General features: G+C 62.4%; 20 protein-coding genes and 1 pseudogene. 6 read left to right on the top strand and 15 right to left on the bottom strand.

The window, feature by feature from the left end; genetic code table 11:
* The 3 genes from N430_RS26125 to pyrC form a co-directional block, all read right to left on the bottom strand.
* Positions 1-275: transposase domain-containing protein (locus N430_RS26125; RefSeq protein WP_256592188.1), on the bottom strand; the 275-nt coding region annotated here is incomplete at its 3' end.
* Positions 276-400: 125 nt separating this feature from the next.
* Positions 401-1,012, bottom strand: a complete 612-nt coding sequence (rnt, locus tag N430_RS26120; protein WP_371922801.1) for a ribonuclease T — start codon at positions 1,010-1,012, stop codon at positions 401-403.
* A gap of 59 nt (positions 1,013-1,071) precedes the next feature.
* On the bottom strand, positions 1,072-2,118 hold the full coding sequence (pyrC, locus tag N430_RS26115) for a dihydroorotase (RefSeq protein ID WP_085675229.1): 1,047 nt from the start codon (positions 2,116-2,118) through the stop codon (positions 1,072-1,074).
* A gap of 130 nt (positions 2,119-2,248) precedes the next feature.
* Between pyrC and N430_RS26110 the strand changes: the two genes are divergently transcribed.
* Both N430_RS26110 and N430_RS26105 read left to right on the top strand, forming a co-directional pair.
* Complete coding sequence (locus N430_RS26110) at positions 2,249-3,223, top strand: OmpA family protein (protein ID WP_110639603.1); 975 nt, start codon at positions 2,249-2,251, stop codon at positions 3,221-3,223.
* 138 nt (positions 3,224-3,361) lie between these two features.
* Positions 3,362-4,579, top strand: coding sequence for an argininosuccinate synthase (locus N430_RS26105; protein ID WP_054885859.1), 1,218 nt, complete (start codon positions 3,362-3,364; stop codon positions 4,577-4,579).
* 69 nt (positions 4,580-4,648) lie between these two features.
* On the opposite strand, the gene N430_RS26100 is transcribed toward N430_RS26105, so the two are convergent.
* Positions 4,649-5,089 carry a hypothetical protein gene (locus tag N430_RS26100; RefSeq protein WP_110639648.1) on the bottom strand — a complete coding sequence of 147 codons (441 nt, stop codon included), beginning with the start codon at positions 5,087-5,089 and terminating at the stop codon, positions 4,649-4,651.
* Between the two features lie 307 nt (positions 5,090-5,396).
* Between N430_RS26100 and N430_RS26095 the strand changes: the two genes are divergently transcribed.
* A complete protein-coding gene (locus N430_RS26095; protein ID WP_110639604.1) occupies positions 5,397-6,023 on the top strand; it encodes a response regulator transcription factor in 627 nt (208 codons plus the stop codon).
* A gap of 44 nt (positions 6,024-6,067) precedes the next feature.
* Here N430_RS26095 and N430_RS29525 read toward each other — a convergent pair whose 3' ends face one another.
* The 8 genes and pseudogenes from N430_RS29525 to metG all read right to left on the bottom strand — a co-directional run bounded on the left by N430_RS29525 (position 6,068) and on the right by metG (position 12,411).
* Positions 6,068-6,244: a PA3496 family putative envelope integrity protein gene (locus tag N430_RS29525; protein WP_165837387.1), complete on the bottom strand. Its 177-nt coding sequence runs from the start codon at positions 6,242-6,244 to the stop codon at positions 6,068-6,070.
* Positions 6,245-6,348: 104 nt separating this feature from the next.
* Positions 6,349-6,987, bottom strand: a complete 639-nt coding sequence (nth, locus tag N430_RS26090) for an endonuclease III (protein ID WP_110639605.1) — start codon at positions 6,985-6,987, stop codon at positions 6,349-6,351.
* A gap of 4 nt (positions 6,988-6,991) precedes the next feature.
* Positions 6,992-7,510, bottom strand: a complete 519-nt coding sequence (locus tag N430_RS26085; RefSeq protein WP_110639606.1) for an Rnf-Nqr domain containing protein — start codon at positions 7,508-7,510, stop codon at positions 6,992-6,994.
* Positions 7,503-8,105: an RnfABCDGE type electron transport complex subunit G gene (locus tag N430_RS26080; protein ID WP_110639607.1), complete on the bottom strand. Its 603-nt coding sequence runs from the start codon at positions 8,103-8,105 to the stop codon at positions 7,503-7,505. The genes N430_RS26085 and N430_RS26080 overlap by 8 nt, the downstream gene beginning before the upstream one ends.
* The gene (locus N430_RS26075; protein WP_110639649.1) at positions 8,102-9,073 is read right to left on the bottom strand and encodes an RnfABCDGE type electron transport complex subunit D; all 972 of its coding nucleotides are present in this window, start codon (positions 9,071-9,073) and stop codon (positions 8,102-8,104) included. The genes N430_RS26080 and N430_RS26075 overlap by 4 nt, the downstream gene beginning before the upstream one ends.
* 22 nt (positions 9,074-9,095) lie before the next feature.
* Positions 9,096-9,737: pseudogene (locus N430_RS26070) on the bottom strand (RnfABCDGE type electron transport complex subunit B); the annotation flags it as partial.
* Complete coding sequence (locus N430_RS26065; protein ID WP_110639609.1) at positions 9,734-10,282, bottom strand: Rnf-Nqr domain containing protein; 549 nt, start codon at positions 10,280-10,282, stop codon at positions 9,734-9,736. The pseudogene N430_RS26070 and the gene N430_RS26065, both read right to left, overlap by 4 nt.
* Positions 10,283-10,371: 89 nt before the next feature.
* Entirely contained in the window at positions 10,372-12,411 is a 2,040-nt protein-coding gene (metG, locus tag N430_RS26060; protein WP_110639610.1) for a methionine--tRNA ligase, read from the bottom strand.
* Positions 12,412-12,567: 156 nt separating this feature from the next.
* Between metG and apbC the strand changes: the two genes are divergently transcribed.
* Complete coding sequence (gene apbC / locus N430_RS26055) at positions 12,568-13,662, top strand: iron-sulfur cluster carrier protein ApbC (RefSeq protein WP_054885851.1); 1,095 nt, start codon at positions 12,568-12,570, stop codon at positions 13,660-13,662.
* Positions 13,663-13,847: 185 nt separating this feature from the next.
* On the opposite strand, the gene N430_RS26050 is transcribed toward apbC, so the two are convergent.
* The gene (locus N430_RS26050; protein ID WP_003254922.1) at positions 13,848-14,057 is read right to left on the bottom strand and encodes a cold-shock protein; all 210 of its coding nucleotides are present in this window, start codon (positions 14,055-14,057) and stop codon (positions 13,848-13,850) included.
* 328 nt (positions 14,058-14,385) lie between these two features.
* On the opposite strand from N430_RS26050, the gene dcd reads away from it, so the two are divergent.
* Positions 14,386-14,952 (top strand): dCTP deaminase, encoded by a 567-nt coding sequence (gene dcd, locus N430_RS26045; RefSeq protein WP_003258001.1) that lies wholly within the window; start codon positions 14,386-14,388, stop codon positions 14,950-14,952.
* 99 nt (positions 14,953-15,051) lie between these two features.
* Positions 15,052-15,279, top strand: a complete 228-nt coding sequence (locus N430_RS26040) for a hypothetical protein (protein ID WP_110639611.1) — start codon at positions 15,052-15,054, stop codon at positions 15,277-15,279.
* Here the strand turns inward: N430_RS26040 and pdeM are convergent, their stop codons facing one another.
* A complete protein-coding gene (gene pdeM, locus N430_RS26035) occupies positions 15,280-15,936 on the bottom strand; it encodes a ligase-associated DNA damage response endonuclease PdeM (protein WP_110639650.1) in 657 nt (218 codons plus the stop codon).
* Positions 15,936-18,386: a ligase-associated DNA damage response DEXH box helicase gene (locus tag N430_RS26030; RefSeq protein WP_110639612.1), complete on the bottom strand. Its 2,451-nt coding sequence runs from the start codon at positions 18,384-18,386 to the stop codon at positions 15,936-15,938. Before N430_RS26030 ends, pdeM begins: the two co-directional genes overlap by 1 nt.
* Positions 18,387-18,406: the final 20 nt, after the last annotated feature.

Below are 18,406 nucleotides of genomic sequence, written 5' to 3'. Positions count from 1 at the left end.
CGTTTGCCGGGCAGCATGATGTCCATGTGGTTAACGACGTCCCACGCCGACATTCGGCGGAACAGCGCCATGCCGATGATGCACCACACCAGGCTTTCAAGCGGGAGGCGGCGCTTGCGGATGGTCGAGACACCTGCGGCTTCAAAAGCCTGCTTCACAATGTCCGGATCAAGCAAAGCACCTAGTCCTTCAAGGGCATTTGGCCTTGAGGCCATTTCGTGAGTGAGGGACAGTGCTTTTGCTAGGCGCATAAAAAATCCGATGCTCGTTTCCAAGCATCGGATTTTGCGGCCTACGGGCTAAAGCTTAAAGTGTCAGTCTTAACTGACTGGCATTAGCCCATGTGGCCGGTTTTTTTGTGCCTGGATGCTGGGGCCGCAAAGCGGCCCAGCATTTCGGCTCAGTCGTTGAAGTCGCGCCAGCCGCCCATTTCCTTCCAGCGGTTGACGATGCCGCAGAACAGTTCGGCAGTCTTCTCGGTGTCGTAACGCGCCGAGTGCGCCTCACGGCCGTCGAAGTCGATGTCGGCGCTCTGGCAGGCCCGCGCCAGCACGGTCTGGCCGTAGGCCAGGCCCGCCAGGGTCGCGGTGTCGAAGCTGGAGAACGGGTGGAACGGGTTACGCTTGATATCGTTACGCGTTACCGCCGCATTGAGGAAGCCCAGGTCGAAGCTGCTGTTGTGGCCGACCAGGATCGCCCGTTTGCAGCCGTTGGCCTTCAGCGCCTTGCGTACGCCGCGGAAGATGTCGGTGAGTGCGCTTTCCTCGCTCACCGCCATGCGCAGCGGGTGGTCCAGCTTGATGCCGGTGAATTCCAGCGCGGCCGGCTCGATGTTGGCCCCTTCGAACGGTTCTACCCGGAAGAAGTAGGTGTGCTCGGGGAACAGGAAACCTTTCTCGTCCATGCCGATGGTAACAGCGGCGATTTCCAGCAGGGCGTCGGTGGCGCTGTTGAAGCCGCCGGTCTCGACATCCACCACGACTGGCAGATAGCCGCGGAAGCGCTCGGCCATCGGGTGGCGCGAGCCGCTGCCGCCCTGACCGTCCTGGTCGTCTTCGTAGAGGTCTTCGCTCACGCGTTGTCCTCCAGCAGGCGCCAGCGCAGTTTCTCACCGGCACGCAGCGGGATCACGGTCTGCTCGCCAAACGGCAGGCTGTCCGGGGCGGTCCACTCCTCGCGGACCAGGGTGATGGTGTCGGTGTTCGCCGGCAGGCCGTAGAAGGCCGGGCCGTGCAGGCTGGCGAAGCCTTCCAGCTTGTCCAGCGCATTGCGCTGTTCGAACGCCTCGGCGTACATCTCGATGGCAGCGTATGCGGTGTAGCAACCGGCGCAACCGCAGGCGGCTTCCTTGGCGTGACGGGCGTGCGGTGCCGAGTCGGTGCCGAGGAAGAACTTCGGGTTGCCGCTGGTGGCCGCGTCCAGCAGCGCCACCTGATGGGTGTTGCGCTTGAGGATCGGCAGGCAATAGAAGTGCGGGCGGATACCGCCGACCAGCATGTGGTTGCGGTTGTACAGCAGGTGCTGGGCAGTGATGGTGGCGCCGACGTTGGCCGGGGCTTCGGTGACGAACTGCGCGGCGTCGCCCGTGGTGATGTGCTCGAACACCACTTTCAGGGTCGGGAAGCGCTCGACCAGACGGCGCATGTGCTCGTCGATGAAGCGCTTCTCGCGGTCGAACACGTCAATCTCGCTGCGGGTCACTTCACCGTGCACCAGCAGTGGCATGCCCACTTCCGCCAGCGCTTCGATGGCCGGGAAGATGTTGTCGATGCTGGTCACGCCCGAATCGGAGTTGGTCGTCGCGCCGGCCGGGTACAGCTTGGCGGCGTAGACGATGCCGCTGGCCTTGGCCGCGCGGATGTCCTCGGGGCTGGTGCGGTCGGTGAGGTACAGCACCATCAGCGGTTCAAAGCGGCTGCCAGCCGGGCGGGCGGCAAGGATGCGCTCGCGGTAGGCGCCAGCTTCGACGGCATTGCGCACCGGCGGAACCAGGTTAGGCATGATGATGGCACGGGCGAAAGTACGCGCCACATCGCCAACGGTATGGGGCAGGACGGCACCATCGCGCAGATGGATGTGCCAGTCGTCGGGACGCAGGAGGGTCAGGCGATCGGACATTGGGAATTCCAGGCGGGTCGAACTCAGGCCCCAATGCTACCGGAAAACCCCGGTCCGAGCACGGCTATCAAGTTTTCCGGCAAGCGTCCGATAGCCTGCCTGTAAGCCGTCAGAATTTGTGGAGCCGCCCGTGCGCCAGCGTTACCTAGCCCTGTTGACCCTTGTCGCCAGCCTGCCGGCCGGCGCACTGACCTTCCAGACCCGCATGGAGAATGTCGCCTGGAAAGTCGAGGGTGACCAGTTCGAATGTCGTCTGATCCAGCCGATCGACGGCTTTGGCAGTGGCGAGTTCGTGCGCAAGGCCGGTGAGCAGCCGGTGTTCCAGCTGCGTTCGCACAGCAATGTGCTGGGTGCAGGGTCCGCCACCTTGCTGGCAGCCGCTGCCCCTTGGCAGCCGGGCCGCGGCGATGTGAATCTCGGCGCCGTGCGCATGGCCCGTAGTGGCGTACTGTTCAGCTCGTCGCAGAGCCAGGCTAGCCGCTTGATCAACGGCCTGCTCGATGGCCGTAGTACGGTGGTGCGCAACTACACCGGCGAAGGCGGGCGGGTGATGGAGGTACGCGTGCTGCCGGTTAGCTTCGCCAAGGCGTATGACGACTATCAGGCCTGTGCCAGCAAGATGCTGCCGATGAACTATGACCAGGTGCGCCAGACCCAGGTTGGCTTCCCGGGAGGTGGCTTCGACCTCGACGCCGATGCCCGTGCGCGGCTGGACGTGATCCTCGATTACCTCAAGGCCGACCCGACGGTGAATCACATCGAACTCAATGGCCATTCCGACAACAGTGGCAACCGCCTGACCAATCGCGACACTTCGCGGCGTCGGGCCTTGGCCGTTGCCGATTACTTCAAGGCCCATGGTGTGCCGGAAGAGCAGATCGTCGTGCGCTTCCATGGCGAGCGCTATCCGCTGGTGAAAAATAACAGCCCGGCCAATCGGGCGCGTAACCGACGGGTGAATATCGAGCTGGATCGTGTGGCTCAGGTGGAGAAGCCAGCGGTGCAGCCGGTTCAGCAACCGGCACCGGCAGTCCCTGCCATTGCGCCTGCCGCTGCAGCGCCCGCGGCGGCTGCTCCGGCTGTGCCGGGAACGAAGGCACCCTGACCGTTTCTCCTTGCCACCCCGCGTCGCGCCGCTGACAGTTCCTGTCGCTTTGTCGTCAGAAGCTGTCGCCCCACTGTAAATTTATCCGCAACGCCGGTAGAATCGATCCCTTTCCGTACAACCCCGTGGAGTGATGGCATGGCGGACGTAAAAAAGGTCGTACTGGCGTATTCCGGCGGCCTTGATACTTCGGTGATTCTCAAGTGGCTGCAGGATACCTACAACTGTGAAGTGGTGACCTTCACCGCTGACCTGGGTCAGGGCGAAGAAGTCGAGCCGGCTCGCGCCAAAGCTCAGGCGATGGGCGTAAAAGAGATCTACATCGACGACCTGCGCGAAGAGTTCGTGCGTGATTTCGTCTTCCCGATGTTCCGCGCCAACACCGTCTACGAAGGCGAGTACCTGCTGGGTACCTCCATCGCCCGCCCACTGATCGCCAAGCGCCTGATCGAAATCGCCAACGAAACCGGCGCCGACGCCATTTCCCACGGCGCTACCGGCAAGGGTAACGACCAGGTTCGCTTCGAGCTGGGTGCCTACGCCCTCAAGCCAGGCGTCAAGGTCATCGCCCCATGGCGCGAGTGGGACCTGCTGTCCCGCGAGAAGCTGATGGACTACGCCGAGAAGCACGGTATCCCGATCGAGCGCCACGGCAAGAAGAAGTCGCCGTACTCGATGGACGCCAACCTGCTGCACATCTCCTACGAAGGCGGTGTCCTGGAAGATACCTGGACCGAGCACGAAGAAGACATGTGGCGCTGGAGCGTCTCGCCAGAGAACGCCCCGGACCAGGCTACCTACATCGAGCTGACCTACCGCAATGGTGACATCGTCGCCATCGACGGCGTCGACATGACTCCGGCCACCGTGCTTGCCGAACTGAACCGCATCGGCGGCGCCAACGGTATCGGTCGTCTGGACATCGTAGAGAACCGTTACGTGGGCATGAAGTCCCGTGGCTGCTACGAAACCCCTGGCGGCACCATCATGCTCAAGGCCCACCGTGCCATCGAGTCGATCACCCTGGACCGCGAAGTCGCTCACCTGAAAGACGAGCTGATGCCGAAGTACGCCAGCCTGATCTACACCGGCTACTGGTGGAGCCCGGAGCGTCTGATGCTGCAGAAGATGATCGACGCTTCGCAGGTCAACGTAAACGGCGTTGTGCGCCTGAAACTGTACAAGGGCAACGTCATCGTGGTTGGCCGCAAGTCGGACGACTCGCTGTTCGATGCCAACATCGCGACCTTCGAAGAAGATGGCGGCGCCTACAACCAGGCCGATGCTGCTGGCTTCATCAAGCTCAACGCGCTGCGCATGCGTATCGCTGCCAACAAAGGCCGCGGGATGCTCTGAGCAACTAGCTGAAGTGGCAAAAAACCCGGCTCTGGCCGGGTTTTTTTTGCCTTTTGGAACATGCTCTGATCAGTGCCCATGGGGTAGTTCCTCAGGCAAGCGGGTGATCGAAAGAAGCACGCACCGGTGTTGGTTCATATTGCACAGTCGCCAGTGCCTGTTCTCGACATGCGGTTGGTTAATGGTTTGCATGATTTGTTGTTGGATGAGTTTCTCTGCGTCAGGGCCAGAGAACATCATGGTTACAGTTTCCTGGATGTCGGGATGTGCCGCTTGCTCCGGAGGGGGCTTCTGCTCGGCGTGGTCAGGTTTGTAAAAGGATTTGTAGTTGAAATTCAGGGTGAGAAAGAACAGGGCAGTAAGAAAGAATGGAAACCCTACAAGGAACCATGTGTAGTACGTCTGACTTTTTTCGCTGAGGAAAGGCAAGGTTGCCAAGGCAGAAGCTTCGATGATGCCAGCGAAGATGGCGATTATCGTCAGTGGAGCCACAGGTTGGTGATCGGTCATGATTATTGCCTTCTGCATGTTTAGCTAATCAATAACCTACTAACTACCTCAACTAAATTGTGGAGTTTTTCCGGGGGAGGGGATTTGTTGGTGGGGTTGATGGCCTGAACGAGTCGATCAGCTTTGATTGGCGTGATCGTAAGCACATTCGCGATAAAGTCTTAAAATTTTCTTGTAGGAAAATTCCCAAACCGACGTAAGGTTCATCTATTCGGCTATTTGTGCGGGGAGTTGACGCGCTATTGAGCGTTCTGCTCGGTTATGGTGAGGCAGTCGTCAAAGCAGAATAACGAATGATGGATATCGCATGAATAAAGTCCTTATCGTGGATGATCATCCGGTCATACGCTTGGCAGTGCGCATGCTGATGGAACGGCATGGGTATGATGTTGTTGCGGAAACCGACAACGGTATATCGGCCTTGCAGCTCACTCGCGAATACCTTCCCGATATTGTCGTACTCGATATCGGCATCCCCAAGCTCGACGGGCTGGAGGTCATCGCTCGCATGGCTGCGGCCAGCCCTGGCAGCCGAGTTCTGGTGCTGACTTCCCAGGCGCCCGGGCATTTCTCCATGCGCTGCATGCAGGCGGGAGCTTCAGGCTATGTGTGCAAGCAGCAGGAGCTCACCGAACTACTCAGTGCCATCAAGGCTGTGCTCTCTGGTTACAGTTATTTCCCGAACCAGGCATTGCACAAGTCCCATGGCAGGGTGGGGGGCGTCAGCGAGGCGGAAATGGTTGATCGCCTGTCGGCAAGGGAGATGATGGTGCTGCAGCAGCTTGCACGCGGGCGCTCCAACAAGGAGATTGCCGACAGCATGTTCCTCAGCAACAAGACGGTCAGTACCTACAAGACCCGCCTGCTGCTGAAGCTGAATGCTCACTCCCTGGTGGACCTGATCGAATTGGCCCGGCGTCATGGTCTGAACTGAACCCAGCTTGCATAAAGCCTCCTTGAAGGAGGCTCCGTTCGAGGCTACAGGTCGTAGTCGAAATCGGCGAGTTGCCGTTGCAGGCGCCGCTCTTCGAGGAGGTTGTCTATGGTACGACGCTTGCTCAGGTTGGTCTTCACGGTTTCTACCTGAGGCTCCGCTTCGTCGTCAGCAGTGGCAAAGTCATCTTCGATCGACAGGTCGTCTTTATCGGTACTCATGAGTCGCTCCAAGCCAAAGGGCCATTGGCCGTCCTTATAACGAGAAAGCGAAGTCCGGTAAAAAAGATTTTTTCAATCGCAGTGCTGCTGTTTTTGCTATTGGCTCAATCGTCGGAGTTCTTGTGCTTGTATTCGCACAGATCTTCGATGCGGCAGCTACCGCAGCGGGGCTTGCGTGCCTGGCACACGTAGCGGCCATGCAGGATAAGCCAGTGGTGAGCGTCGAGCAGGTAATCTTTGGGGACGAACTTGACCAGTTTCTTCTCGACCTCAAGCACCGTCTTGCCAGGTGCGATGCCGGTGCGGTTGCTGACCCGGAAGATGTGCGTGTCCACGGCCATGGTCGGCTGGCGAAAGGCAGTATTGAGTACCACATTGGCGGTTTTGCGGCCAACACCCGGCAACGCTTCCAGTGCTTCTCGAGTCTGCGGTACTTCACCGTCATGGCGCTCGATCAACAGGCGGCATGCCTCGATGACGTTCTTGGCCTTGCTGTTGTAGAGGCCGATGGTCTTGATGTATTCGCTCAGCCCCTCGACACCCAGTGCATAGATGGCCTGTGGTGTATTGGCGACCGGAAACAGGCGCGCAGTGGCCTTGTTGACGCCGACATCGGTGGACTGCGCGGAAAGCGTCACGGCAACCAGGAGCTCGAATGGGGTGGTGTAAGCCAATTCAGTCTTGGGGTCTGGATTGTCTTCGTGCAGCCTGCGAAAGATCTCCAGGCGTTTGGCGGCATTCATGGGTTCAACGCTTTCCTTGACGACGTGTGAGGGTGGGGCGTAGCAGATTGTACAAGGCCAGTAGCGCGCCGAGCAGCAGCAGGCCACCTGGCGCCAGGCTGGCCAGGTGCATGCCAGCCCTTTCGTCCAGCCATTGGCGGCCCGCGCCAAGCAGCAGGCAGGCGAGCAGCAGGCCACTCAGATGGAGCAACAGTTGCCGCCAGCGCCCCTGTATTGGCAGCAATTTGTCGATGGCAAGGCATTGCAGGCAGACCAGTGCGGGAAAATAACCAAGCGTCAGCGCCAAAGGCAATGCCCAGGCACGCAGGGCCAGTTGCAGGCAGCTGGCAAGTGCAGCAAGCAGCAGCAGGCTTGCCAGCCAGTACTTCGCGCCGCTGAGAGTGGGCCGCAGCAGGCTTAGCAAGGCTTGGTGGAGAAGGGGCAGCACAAGCATGCACGCGCCGATGGCCGTCGCCAGGGTTAAGCTGCGAGTCGCGCCAAGCAGCGGAGCCAGGCCGGTTGCCAGCAGGCAGAATCTATTCATGGCCGGGGGCTCCGAGCAGTTCGCTGCGATGCTGGTCAAAATATCGCAATGCCTCCTGCTGGGCATCGATGACGGCCCGGGAAGTAACGGTCGCCCCTGCCAGCTGATCGAAATCGCCCTGGTCGCGCCTGAGCGCCCAGCGATCGCCAAGGCCATGCCCGGCAAATTGGGCCAGCCAGCCTGACTGCGGATCGGCAATCTGGCCGCCCAGCCCTGGGCTTTCCTGCTGATTTACCACCCGGGTGCCGATCAGGCGGCCGTCGGTGTCGATGGCAATGGTCAGCTTGATGGGGCCGGCATAGCCCTGGACCTGGCTCACCAGCACGATGGCTGTTGGCAATGTGCCGTGGGTCGCGCGGTAGGCTGCGAGGATCTTGCTATGCAATGGCTGTTCGGCGGGCAGTGGCAACGCGCTGTCGAGGGGACGGTTGTCGTAACGCTGCGCGGGCAACACCGCCAGGAACTGACTAGCCTGCAGCTGGCGCTCAGCATCGACGATGGCAGGGCGAGTCCAATGTTGCCAGGCCAGCGTTAACGCTACTGCCGACCCGCCGATGGCAACTAGCAGCAGACTGCTGCGAATGGGCGTAATCATGACGTGACCTGCTGACGTCGCAGGGCGAACCGATCCAGGGCGGGCGCCGCCAGGTTCATAATCAGGATTGCGAATGCCGTGCCATCGGGGTAGCTGCCCCAGGTACGAATCAGATAGATCAGCATGCCTGCGCCAAAGCCGAACAGCACCCTGGCCAGGTTGGCCTTGGGGCCAGACACCGGCTCCGTGGCGATGAAGAACGCCGCCAGCATGGTTGAGCCACTGAACAGATGCAGCAGTGGTGAGCCATTCGAGTCCGAACCGGAGCCATTCCAGGCCAGCAGGCTGAACAGAAACAGGCCGGCCAGCAGGCCTGCCGGGGCATGCCAGCTGATGACCTTGCGCTGCAAGAGAAACAGCCCACCGAATAGTAAAGCCAGATTGATCCATTCGCTGCTGCGGCCGCCGACACTGCCAAAAGCGGGATGACTGGCGAACAGTTCGTCGATGGTCAGGCTGCGGTTGTGGTGCAGGCCATCGAGAATGGTCGGCCCCGCCCAGGCATCGATCTGGCTTCCCCCGCCAGACACCAGTTGCAGGCTGTCGACAAAGCCAACGGTTTGGTTTGGCCAGTGGGTCATGTGTAGCGGAAAGTTCAAAAGCACAAAGGCGTAACCGAGCATCGCCGGGTTGAACAGATTGCGGCCCACACCGCCAAAGGCCTGCTTGCCGACGCCAATGGCCATGACTGCTGCGGTTACTGGCAACCACCAGGGCGCCTGTACGGGCAGGGCGATTGCCAGCAGCACGGCAGTCACCAGGGCGCTGCCATCGTTCAAAGCCGGTAGAACAGGCATGCGACGCACAGCCAGCAGTGCCGCTTCGCAACTCAAGGCACTGCAGGCACACAGCAACAGGCTGAACAGCACGCCCCAGCCCTGCGTCCACAACGTCGCGAGCAGGCCGGGTAGGCAGGCCAGCAGCACCAGGCCCATGGCCTTGCGTAACCGTGGGTCAGGGCTTGCCATGTTCATGCCCGGCCGCTGTGGGCGCAGCATCGGCAATGGCGTTTTTTTGCGCCTTGATCCGCACGAGGGCGGCCTTGATCGGGTCTGTCGCGCCTTTTGTGGCTTCGGCCGTGCGTGCCAGGCGCTGCGCCTCCCGGCGCGCGATATCGCGTTGCAGGCGGGCGTTTCGCTGTTCGTGGCGCTGGCGCGCATGATCGCGGCGCTGGCGGCGGGCCTTCAGTTGTTCGGGGGAGTGGGCCAGGCCGCTGACAATCGGCACCACCGCCGCCGGCAGTGGCTGCATGTCGATGCAATCGACCGGGCAGGGCGCCAGGCACAGGTCACAGCCGGTGCATTCGCTGGCAATGACCGTGTGCATCCATTTGGCGGCGCCGACGATGGCATCGACCGGGCAGGCCTGGATGCACTTGGTGCAACCGATGCATTCGGCTTCGCGGATGTAGGCGACCTGGGGCGGTGCGCTACCCCGCAGCGGGTCAGGCGCAAGCAGTGGCACCTCGAGCAGCGCGGCCAGCGCGGCGATGGTTTCGCTGCCGCCTGGTGGGCACTTGTTGATGGCCTCGCCCGCTGCCAGGCCTTCGGCGTAAGGCCGACAGCCGTTGTGGCCGCATTTGCCACATTGGGTTTGCGGCAACAGGGCATCGATGCGTTGAATCAAGTTCATTGAGTGAAAAGTCCGTTGAATCCGGAGAACGCCAGGGCCATGACACCTGCACCGATCAATGTAATGGGCAAACCGCGCAGCGCAGCCGGCACTTCAGCGTGCTGGCTGCGCTGGTGCAGGTCGTCGAACAGCACCAGCGCAAGGCAGAAACCCAGGCCGGCCAATGCCCCCCAGCGCAGCGTTGCCAGCACTGGAGTGCCATCTCCCGTCACTTGCAGCGCCAGGCCCAGCAGCAGGGCGTTGCCTAGCAGTGGCAGCGCAAGGTCGCCGGTGGGCCACTGCGGACGCAGCCTGCCCAGCACATGCGGCACGCCCCACGCCAGCAATGCCAGCCAGGGCAGCAGCAGGAACAGGCGCAGGTCCTGCAACTGCCAGGGCGCCACGATCAGCTGTTCGAGCGCTTGCCCGCCACTTGCCCCGAGCGCTATCGACAGTGCGCCGGCCAGGCCGCACACCTGCAGGCGTAGCGGGCTCAACGGCTGCTGTTGCAAGAGCAGGTGGCTGACCAGCGCAGCGCTGGCCAGGATCAGCATGTAGTCGTTCATGTGAATGACGATAGCCGGGAATCGCCTTGAGCGTCCGGCATTGCCGCAGCAGATGGAACTGCCCCGGCGGTGAGGCCGGGGCAGGAGGCTTACTTGATGCGCTGACCTGGCTTGGCGCCGCTGTCAGGGCTGAGCAGGTAGATTTCTTCGCCGCCAGGGCCGGCCGCCATGACCATGCCCTCGGACACGCCAAAACGCATTTTGCGCGGCTTGAGGTTGGCCACCATCATGGTCAGACGGCCTTCCAGCTTGGAAGGGTCCGGATAGGCCGACTTGATGCCGGAGAACACGTTGCGGCGCTCGTCGCCGATGTCCAGGGTCAACTGCAACAGCTTGTCGGCACCAGGCACGGCTTCAGCCTTGACGATCAGCGCGACGCGCAGGTCAACCGCGGCAAAGGTGTCGAACTCGATTTCGGCAGACAGCGGGTCCTTGGTCAGCTCGCCGTTGCCGGCTGGAGCCTGGGCTTCGGCGGCCAGCAGGTCTTCCTTGCTGGCGGCGACCATGGCTTCGACCTTGGCCGGTTCGATACGGCTCATCAGCGCCTTGAACGGGTTCAGCTGGTGGTTTTCCAGGCGCGACTGGTGGTCGTTCCAGGTCAGCGGTGCGACGTTGAGGAATGCCTCGGCATCGGCGGCGAGCAGTGGCAGCACCGGTTTGAGGAAGATCACCAGCTGGCGGAACAGGTTGATGCCCTGGGCGCAGATGGCCTGGACTTCATCCTGCTTGCCTTCCTGCTTGGCCAGCGACCAAGGTGCCTTGTCGGCGATCCAGGCGTTGGCACGGTCGGCCAGGGCCATGATTTCGCGCATGGCGCGGCCGAAGTCGCGGCCTTCATAGGCTTCGGCGATCGACGGTGCGGCAGCGAGGAAGGCCTCGGTCAGCTCCGGCGCAGCATCGCCCGCGACCATCACGCCCGCATTGCCCTTGTGGATGAAACCGGCGCAACGGCTGGCAATGTTGACCACCTTGCCGACCAGGTCCGAGTTGACCTTCTGCACGAAGTCCTCGAGGTTCAGATCGAGATCGTCGACGCCACGGCCAAGCTTGGCGGCATAGTAGTAGCGCAGATACTCCGGCTGCAGGTGGTCCAGGTAGGTGCGGGCCTTGATGAAGGTGCCGCGCGACTTGGACATCTTCGCGCCGTTGACGGTCAGGTAGCCGTGCACGTTGACGGCGGTCGGCTTGCGGAAGCCGGCGCCTTCGAGCATGGCTGGCCAGAACAGGGCGTGGAAGTTGACGATGTCCTTGCCGATGAAGTGGTACAGCTCGGCCTTGGAGCCTTCGTTCCAGAAGGCGTCGAAGTCCAGCTCCGGGCGGCGTGCGCAGAGGTTCTTGAAGCTGGCCATGTAGCCGATCGGTGCGTCCAGCCAGACGTAGAAGTACTTGCCCGGCTCGCCCGGGATCTCGAAGCCGAAGTACGGCGCATCACGGGAGATGTCCCACTCCTGCAGGCCGGAGTCCAGCCATTCGGCGAGTTTGTTGGCCACGGCATCCTGCAGGGTGCCGCTGCGGGTCCACTGCTGCAGCATGGCCTGGAAGTCCGGCAGCTTGAAGAAGAAGTGCTGGGAGTCGCGCAGTACCGGGGTGGCACCCGAGATCGCCGACTTGGGGTTCTTCAGTTCGGTCGGGGCGTAGGTGGCGCCGCATTTTTCGCAGTTGTCGCCGTACTGGTCTTCAGCCGCGCATTTCGGGCAGGTGCCCTTGATGAAACGGTCGGCGAGGAACATGCCCTTTTCAGGGTCGAAGTACTGGGTCACCGAACGGGTGGCGATGTGCCCGGCATCGCGCAGGCGGCCGTAGATCAGGCTCGACAGCTCGCGGTTTTCGTCGCTGTGGGTGGAGTGGAAGTTGTCGAAGTCCACCAGGAAGTCAGCGAAGTCGCCGCTGTGCTCGGCCTGGACATTGGCGATCAGCTGCTCCGGGGTGATGCCTTCCTTCTCGGCACGCAACATGATGGCCGAGCCGTGGGCATCGTCGGCGCAGACGTAGATGCACTGGTTGCCGCGCAGCTTCTGGAAGCGCACCCACATGTCCGTCTGGATGTACTCCAGCATATGGCCAAGGTGGATGGATCCATTGGCATAGGGCAGGGCGCTGGTAACGAGAATCTGACGTGGCTCGGACATGGTGGCTCGGCTACTTATCTGGCTCGGGTAAAAATGAGGGTGATCGGCCACTATAAAGGGCCGGCGAAGATATTTCACCCCAAGCTCGCATCTGCTGACGATTGACGGGTTAGGATAGGCGTCTGTTTCGTACTCAGTTTGCCAATGGGAGTGTCCATGAGTGCCGTCACCCGTGCCGCCGTCGAAGGCGTGCTTCGCCAGTACACCGACCCCTACCTGAACCAGGACCCGGTCAGCGCCGGTTGCGTGCGCGCCATCGACATCCAGGGCGGTCAGGTCGCTGTGCAGTTGCAACTGGGCTATGCCGCCGGCCTGTTCAAGAACGGCTGGGCCCAGGTGCTGCAGACCGCGATCGAGAACCTCGACGGCGTCAGCTCGGCCCAGGTGTCGATCGATTGCGTGGTCGCCGCGCACAAGGCTCAGGCCCAGGTACCGGCCATGGCCAACGTCAAGAACATCATTGCCGTGGCCTCGGGCAAGGGCGGGGTCGGCAAGTCGACCACCGCTGCCAACCTGGCCTTGGCCCTGGCCCGTGAAGGCGCCCGCGTGGGCATTCTCGATGCCGACATCTATGGCCCCAGCCAGGGCGTGATGTTCGGTATCGCCGAGGGTACCCGCCCGCAGATCCGCGAGCAGAAGTGGTTCGTGCCGATCAAGGCCCATGGTGTGGAAGTGATGTCCATGGCGTTCCTCACCGATGACAACACACCGATGGTCTGGCGTGGGCCGATGGTGTCCGGTGCGTTGCTGCAGCTGGTGACCCAGACGGCCTGGGACGACCTGGATTACCTGGTCATCGACATGCCGCCGGGGACTGGCGATATCCAGCTGACCCTGGCGCAGAAGGTGCCGGTGGCCGGTTCGGTGATCGTCACCACACCACAAGACCTGGCCCTGCTGGATGCCAAGAAGGGTGTGGAGATGTTCCGCAAGGTCAACATCCCGGTGCTGGGTGTGGTGGAGAACATGGCCGTGCACATCTGCTCTAACTGCGGCCATGCCGAGCATCTGTTCGGTGAAGGCGGTGGCGAGAAGCTGGCGGCGCAGTACGGCGTCGACCTGCTGGCCTCGTTGCCGCTGTCGATGCTGATCCGCGAGCAGGCCGACAGCGGCAAGCCGACGGCGATCGCCGAGCCGGAAAGCCAGATTGCCATGGTCTACCAGGAACTGGCCCGCCAGGTGGGCGCACGGATCGTGCTGCAGGAAGCGGCGGCGCCGGCGATGCCGAGCATCACCATCAGCGAAGATTGACGCGGTACCTGTGGGAGCGGCCTTGCGTCGCGAAAGGGCTGCGAAGCGGCCCCAGGACATCAGCGTAGATGCGTAAATTGCTGGGGCCGCTTTGCGGCCCTTTCGCGACGCAAGGCCGCTCCCACAGGGCATAAAAAAACCCGCCAGAAGGCGGGTTTTTTTGAAAGCTAGGAAGCTAAATCGACTTAGGCGATTTGAACTTCTTCAGCCTGCATGCCTTTCTGGCCGCGGGTAGCGACGAAAGTAACAGCCTGGCCTTCTTTCAGGGTTTTGAAGCCGTCAGCTTGGATGGCTTTGAAGTGCACGAACAGGTCGTCGCCCGACTGAGGGGTGATGAAGCCGTAGCCTTTCTCATCGTTGAACCACTTAACAACACCGGATTGACGGTTGGACATTTTTCTGTCTCCTTGGACAATTTGATAACGGTCAGGAAAAACCCTGGCCGGGACTGAGCGCAAAGAGAGCAGAAAATTCAGCGATGGGCCGATCAGGATCGTGCATCAAACTAGAGATTCTCGGTGTCACGTGCAGCACAGTGGCGCCACCTTACCCCACTTTCCACGAGCTGCCAATGGTCTGTGAACGCTTTACGCAAATTCGGATCGACGGCGGCTGCAGCCCCCGTCCGGCGCGGGATGAGGCACTGGAACTTTAACCCGGGCGTCGGGACCGGTAAGATGCGCGTCTGGATTTTCCCCTCGCAACTCTTCAGGACACCCCGCCATGAGCATCAAATCGGACAAGTGGATTCGCCGCATGGCGCAGGAACACGGCATGATCGAACCGTTCGTAGAGCGCCAGGTGCGCGGCGAGCAGGACAGCCGGGTCATCTCCTTCGGCGTCTCCAGCTACGGCTACGACGTGCGCTGCGCCGACGAATTCAAGGTGTTCACCAACATCAACTCGGCCACCGTCGACCCGAAGAACTTCGACGCCGGCAGCTTCGTCGACATCAAGAGCGACGTCTGCATCATCCCGCCGAACTCCTTCGCCCTGGCCCGTACCGTCGAATACTTCCGCATCCCGCGTGACGTGCTGACCATCTGCCTGGGCAAGAGCACCTACGCCCGTTGCGGCATCATCGTCAACGTCACCCCGCTCGAGCCGGAGTGGGAAGGCCACGTGACCCTGGAGTTCTCCAACACCACCACGCTGCCGGCGAAGATCTACGCCAACGAAGGCGTGGCGCAGATGCTGTTCCTGCAGTCCGACGAAGAATGCGAAGTGTCGTACAAGGACCGTGGCGGCAAGTACCAAGGGCAGCGCGGCGTCACCCTGCCACGCACCTGATCCGACGAGCGCGGGGAATTAGTTTCCCTGATGGCACTCCAACAGTTTGAACAGTGCCGATACGTATGCAGCGTGTCGGCCCTCGTCCAGGAGCTGCCAATGAAACTCGACCCCACCATCAGTGCGAAGCTGGCTGTACTGCAGCCCAACCAGATCGGGTTGCTCGCCTGGTCATTGCTGGCGCACCCGCTGCCCATGCAGGCCGGCGGCGTGCCTCACCAGCCTGATCCCGATACGCCGCAGCCAGCAGAGCCCGGTGAACACCCGCCAATGGAGCCTGGTGAGCCAACGCTTCCCGACGAGCCACCACCGTCTCCTGTCGCCTGATTAGCCGCCCAGCGCCCAGACCTGATCGCCTCCGGCCAGGAAAACGCGGGTGGCTGGGCCCGGCTCGACCAACCATCCTCCGGTGAACTCACCGAATGCCGGCAACAGGCTGACCTGAGCATCGATCAGGAAGCATGGCAGCCTGAGCCTTTGCCGTGCCCGCCCCCGCAGCACATACACCGGATGCACATGCCCGGCCAGCACCGGGTGGCAGGGGTGAGGCATGGGTTCATGCTGCAGGGCAAAGGGTTCTAGCAGCAAGGGTTCATCTCTTACCTCGATACGCAGCTTCACAGGCGGGTCACCGGCGTGGCGATCATGGTTGCCACGTACCAGTATCACGTTCAGCGCGCTGCGCCGGCTTCGCCATGCGTGCAGACTGGCCAGCGTGCCGGGTGAAAGCGCAGCGCGTGCATGCAGGAAGTCGCCGAGAATGATCAACTGCTCGCAGTCATAGCCGTTCAGTAAGGTATCCAGGCGTGCCAAGGTCGCGGCGGTGGTGCCTCGCGGAACGGGTTGATGCAACGCCCGGTAACTGGCGGCCTTGCCGATATGCACATCGGCCACCAGCAGGGTGCGGCGGGCCGGCCAGTAAATGGCCTTGTCCGGTAGCAGCCAAAGCGTTTCGCCGCAGTGTTCGATAGGCAGATAGCTAATCATGGCCGGTTTGCCGCTTTTTCCAGTTCGGTGACCATCCGGGCAATGCGGTCCGCCAGCTTTTCCGTGCTCAAGGTCTCGCGCATGCCTTCGACCAGCAGGGCGAACGCCAGGGGGCCAGGTCGTTGCAACGAACGCAGGTCCAGTTTCAGGCTTTGCATCTTGAGCAATTGACGATGCAGGCGCTCGATTTCCAGTTCTTCGTTCAGCACTTCGTCGCGTGCCTGGCCGAGCAGCAAGTTGCCGGCATCATGTTTACGGAATACCTCATAGAACAACCCGCTGGAGGCCTGAATCTGCCGTGTGCTCTTTTGCGCGGCCGGGTAGCCGCCGAATACCAGTCCGGCAATCTGGGCGATTTCGCGAAAACGCCGCAGTGCCATTTCGCCCGCGTTCAGGCTGGCCAGCACGTCCTCCAGCAAGTTGTCACCGGACAGCGCCTCTGGCAGGCAAGCGGCCCAATCCACGGTGCTGGGGCTGAGCAGTTCGAAACCATAGTCGTTCACCGCGATGGATACCGACAGCGGTTGCACCCGGCTCACCCGCCAGGCGATCAGGTTGGCCAGGCCCAGGTTGGCCATGCGCCCGGCAAACGGGTAGAGGAACAGATGCGACCCTTGGCGCGATCCCAGCGTCTCAGCCAGCAAGGTGCTGCAGGTGGGCAAGGCTGACCACCGCGACTGCAAGGCCAGCAGCGGCCGTACGGCCTGCATTTCCGGGCCGAGACAGACCCCATGCGCGGCTGCATCGAGTTGTTCGACCAAGGCGTCGGCCAGCTCGCTGGACAGCGGCATGCGCCCGCCATTCCAGCGCGCCACGGCGGCCTTGCGCGCGGTGCTGCGGCGCACGTAGGCGGTCATGCCTTCTACCCGTACCAACTCCAGAACCCGCCCGGCAAACACCAGGGTATCGCCAGGGCGCAGGCGGGCAATGAAGGCTTCCTCGACACTGCCCAGGTGCTTGCCTCCGCCCCCCTTGCTCCAATATTTGAGCTGCAGGCTGGCGTCGCTGACGATGGTGCCGATGCCCATGCGGTGGCGCCTCGCCAGGCGCTCGCTGGCTACCCGCCAGACCCCATCAGGGTGCGCTTCGACTCGCTGATAATCGGGGTAGGCAGTCAATGCGTGGCCACCGTGGTTGACGAAGTCCAGTGCCCATTGCCACTGGCTGTCGCGCAGGTCACGGAACGCCCAGGTGCTGCGCACTTCCTCAAGCAGTTCACCAGGACGAAAGCCACTGCCCAGGGCCATGCTGACCAGATGCTGAACCAGTACGTCCAGGCACAGGCGCGGCGAGCGGCGCGCTTCGATATGGCCAGCCGTCAGCGCTGCGCGGGCAGCGGCAGCTTCCACCAGCTCCAGACTGTGGGTCGGCACCAGGGTGATCCGCGAGCGGCGCCCCGGCGCATGGCCAGAGCGCCCGGCGCGCTGCATGAGGCGGGCAATGCCTTTGGCCGAACCGATCTGCAGCACCCGCTCGACTGGCAGAAAGTCCACCCCCAGGTCCAGGCTGGACGTGCAGATGACGGCCTTGAGCATGCCCTGCTTGAGGCTTTGCTCGACCCAGTCGCGGGTCGCCCGAGCCAGTGAGGCATGATGCAAGGCAATCTGCCCGGCCCAATCGGGGCGGGTGTCGAGCAAGGCCTGGTACCAGAGTTCGGCCTGGGCGCGGGTGTTGGTGAATACCAGGCTGCTGGTGCTGGCGTCGAGTTCATGGGCCACCTTGTCGAGCATCTTCAGGCCCATGTGCCCGGCCCAGGGGAAGCGCTCGATGGCATCGGGCAGCAAGGTGTCGACCAGCAGTTGCTTGTCCTGGCGGCCTTTCACCAGCAGGCCGCCACCGGGCAGCAGCACGTCGAGGGCGTGCGGCAGGTTGCCGAGCGTGGCCGACAAGCCCCAGGTCATCAGGCCCGGATGCCAGCGCCGCAAGCGGGCCAGGGCCAGTTGCAGTTGCACCCCGCGCTTGTTGCCGAGCAACTCGTGCCATTCGTCCACCACCACCAGGCGCAGGCTGGCAAAGTCTTCCGCGGCCTGTGCCCGGGTCAGCAACAAGGTCAGGCTCTCCGGCGTGGTGATCAGGGCGCTTGGCAGGCGCCGGGCCTGGCGAGCGCGCTCGGTACTGCCGGTATCGCCGCTGCGCACGCCGACCGTCCAGTTCAGGCCCAGCTCATCCAGTGGCACTTGCAGAGCGCGCGCGGTATCAGCGGCCAGTGCGCGCATGGGGGTAATCCAGAGCACTTGCAGCGCTGCAGGCTGGCGCCCGCTGGCTGGCTTGGCAAAGGCACGCAACGCCGCCAGCCAAACCGCATAAGTCTTGCCCGCCCCGGTGCTGGCATGCAGCAGCCCTGATTCGCCACGTCCGACCGCTGCCCAGACCTGGCGCTGGAAGGCGAAAGGCTTCCAGCCGCGGGCGGCGAGCCAGGTATTGGCAAGGTCGGAAGAAGCGGGCATGGGCGCGAGCAGTCCTGAGA

It is taken from the genome of Pseudomonas sp. CC120222-01a (assembly GCF_003097235.1).
GTDB lineage: Bacteria > Pseudomonadota > Gammaproteobacteria > Pseudomonadales > Pseudomonadaceae > Aquipseudomonas.
This window is presented reverse-complemented; position numbering and strand designations above follow the sequence as displayed.

Coding starts and splice junctions, on each gene's coding strand:
- metG (WP_110639610.1), bottom strand. CDS start 12,411: ATGTCCGAGCCACGTCAGATTCTCGTTACCAGCGCCCTGCCCTATGCC.
- N430_RS26030 (WP_110639612.1), bottom strand. CDS start 18,386: ATGCCCGCTTCTTCCGACCTTGCCAATACCTGGCTCGCCGCCCGCGGC.
- N430_RS26080 (WP_110639607.1), bottom strand. CDS start 8,105: ATGATTACGCCCATTCGCAGCAGTCTGCTGCTAGTTGCCATCGGCGGG.
- pyrC (WP_085675229.1), bottom strand. CDS start 2,118: ATGTCCGATCGCCTGACCCTCCTGCGTCCCGACGACTGGCACATCCAT.
- dcd (WP_003258001.1), top strand. CDS start 14,386: ATGAGCATCAAATCGGACAAGTGGATTCGCCGCATGGCGCAGGAACAC.
- N430_RS26050 (WP_003254922.1), bottom strand. CDS start 14,057: ATGTCCAACCGTCAATCCGGTGTTGTTAAGTGGTTCAACGATGAGAAA.
- nth (WP_110639605.1), bottom strand. CDS start 6,987: ATGAATGCCGCCAAACGCCTGGAGATCTTTCGCAGGCTGCACGAAGAC.
- N430_RS26100 (WP_110639648.1), bottom strand. CDS start 5,089: ATGACCGATCACCAACCTGTGGCTCCACTGACGATAATCGCCATCTTC.
- N430_RS29525 (WP_165837387.1), bottom strand. CDS start 6,244: ATGAGTACCGATAAAGACGACCTGTCGATCGAAGATGACTTTGCCACT.
- N430_RS26040 (WP_110639611.1), top strand. CDS start 15,052: ATGAAACTCGACCCCACCATCAGTGCGAAGCTGGCTGTACTGCAGCCC.
- N430_RS26095 (WP_110639604.1), top strand. CDS start 5,397: ATGAATAAAGTCCTTATCGTGGATGATCATCCGGTCATACGCTTGGCA.
- N430_RS26075 (WP_110639649.1), bottom strand. CDS start 9,073: ATGGCAAGCCCTGACCCACGGTTACGCAAGGCCATGGGCCTGGTGCTG.
- apbC (WP_054885851.1), top strand. CDS start 12,568: ATGAGTGCCGTCACCCGTGCCGCCGTCGAAGGCGTGCTTCGCCAGTAC.
- N430_RS26065 (WP_110639609.1), bottom strand. CDS start 10,282: ATGAACGACTACATGCTGATCCTGGCCAGCGCTGCGCTGGTCAGCCAC.
- N430_RS26105 (WP_054885859.1), top strand. CDS start 3,362: ATGGCGGACGTAAAAAAGGTCGTACTGGCGTATTCCGGCGGCCTTGAT.
- rnt (WP_371922801.1), bottom strand. CDS start 1,012: ATGGCCGAGCGCTTCCGCGGCTATCTGCCAGTCGTGGTGGATGTCGAG.
- N430_RS26085 (WP_110639606.1), bottom strand. CDS start 7,510: ATGAATAGATTCTGCCTGCTGGCAACCGGCCTGGCTCCGCTGCTTGGC.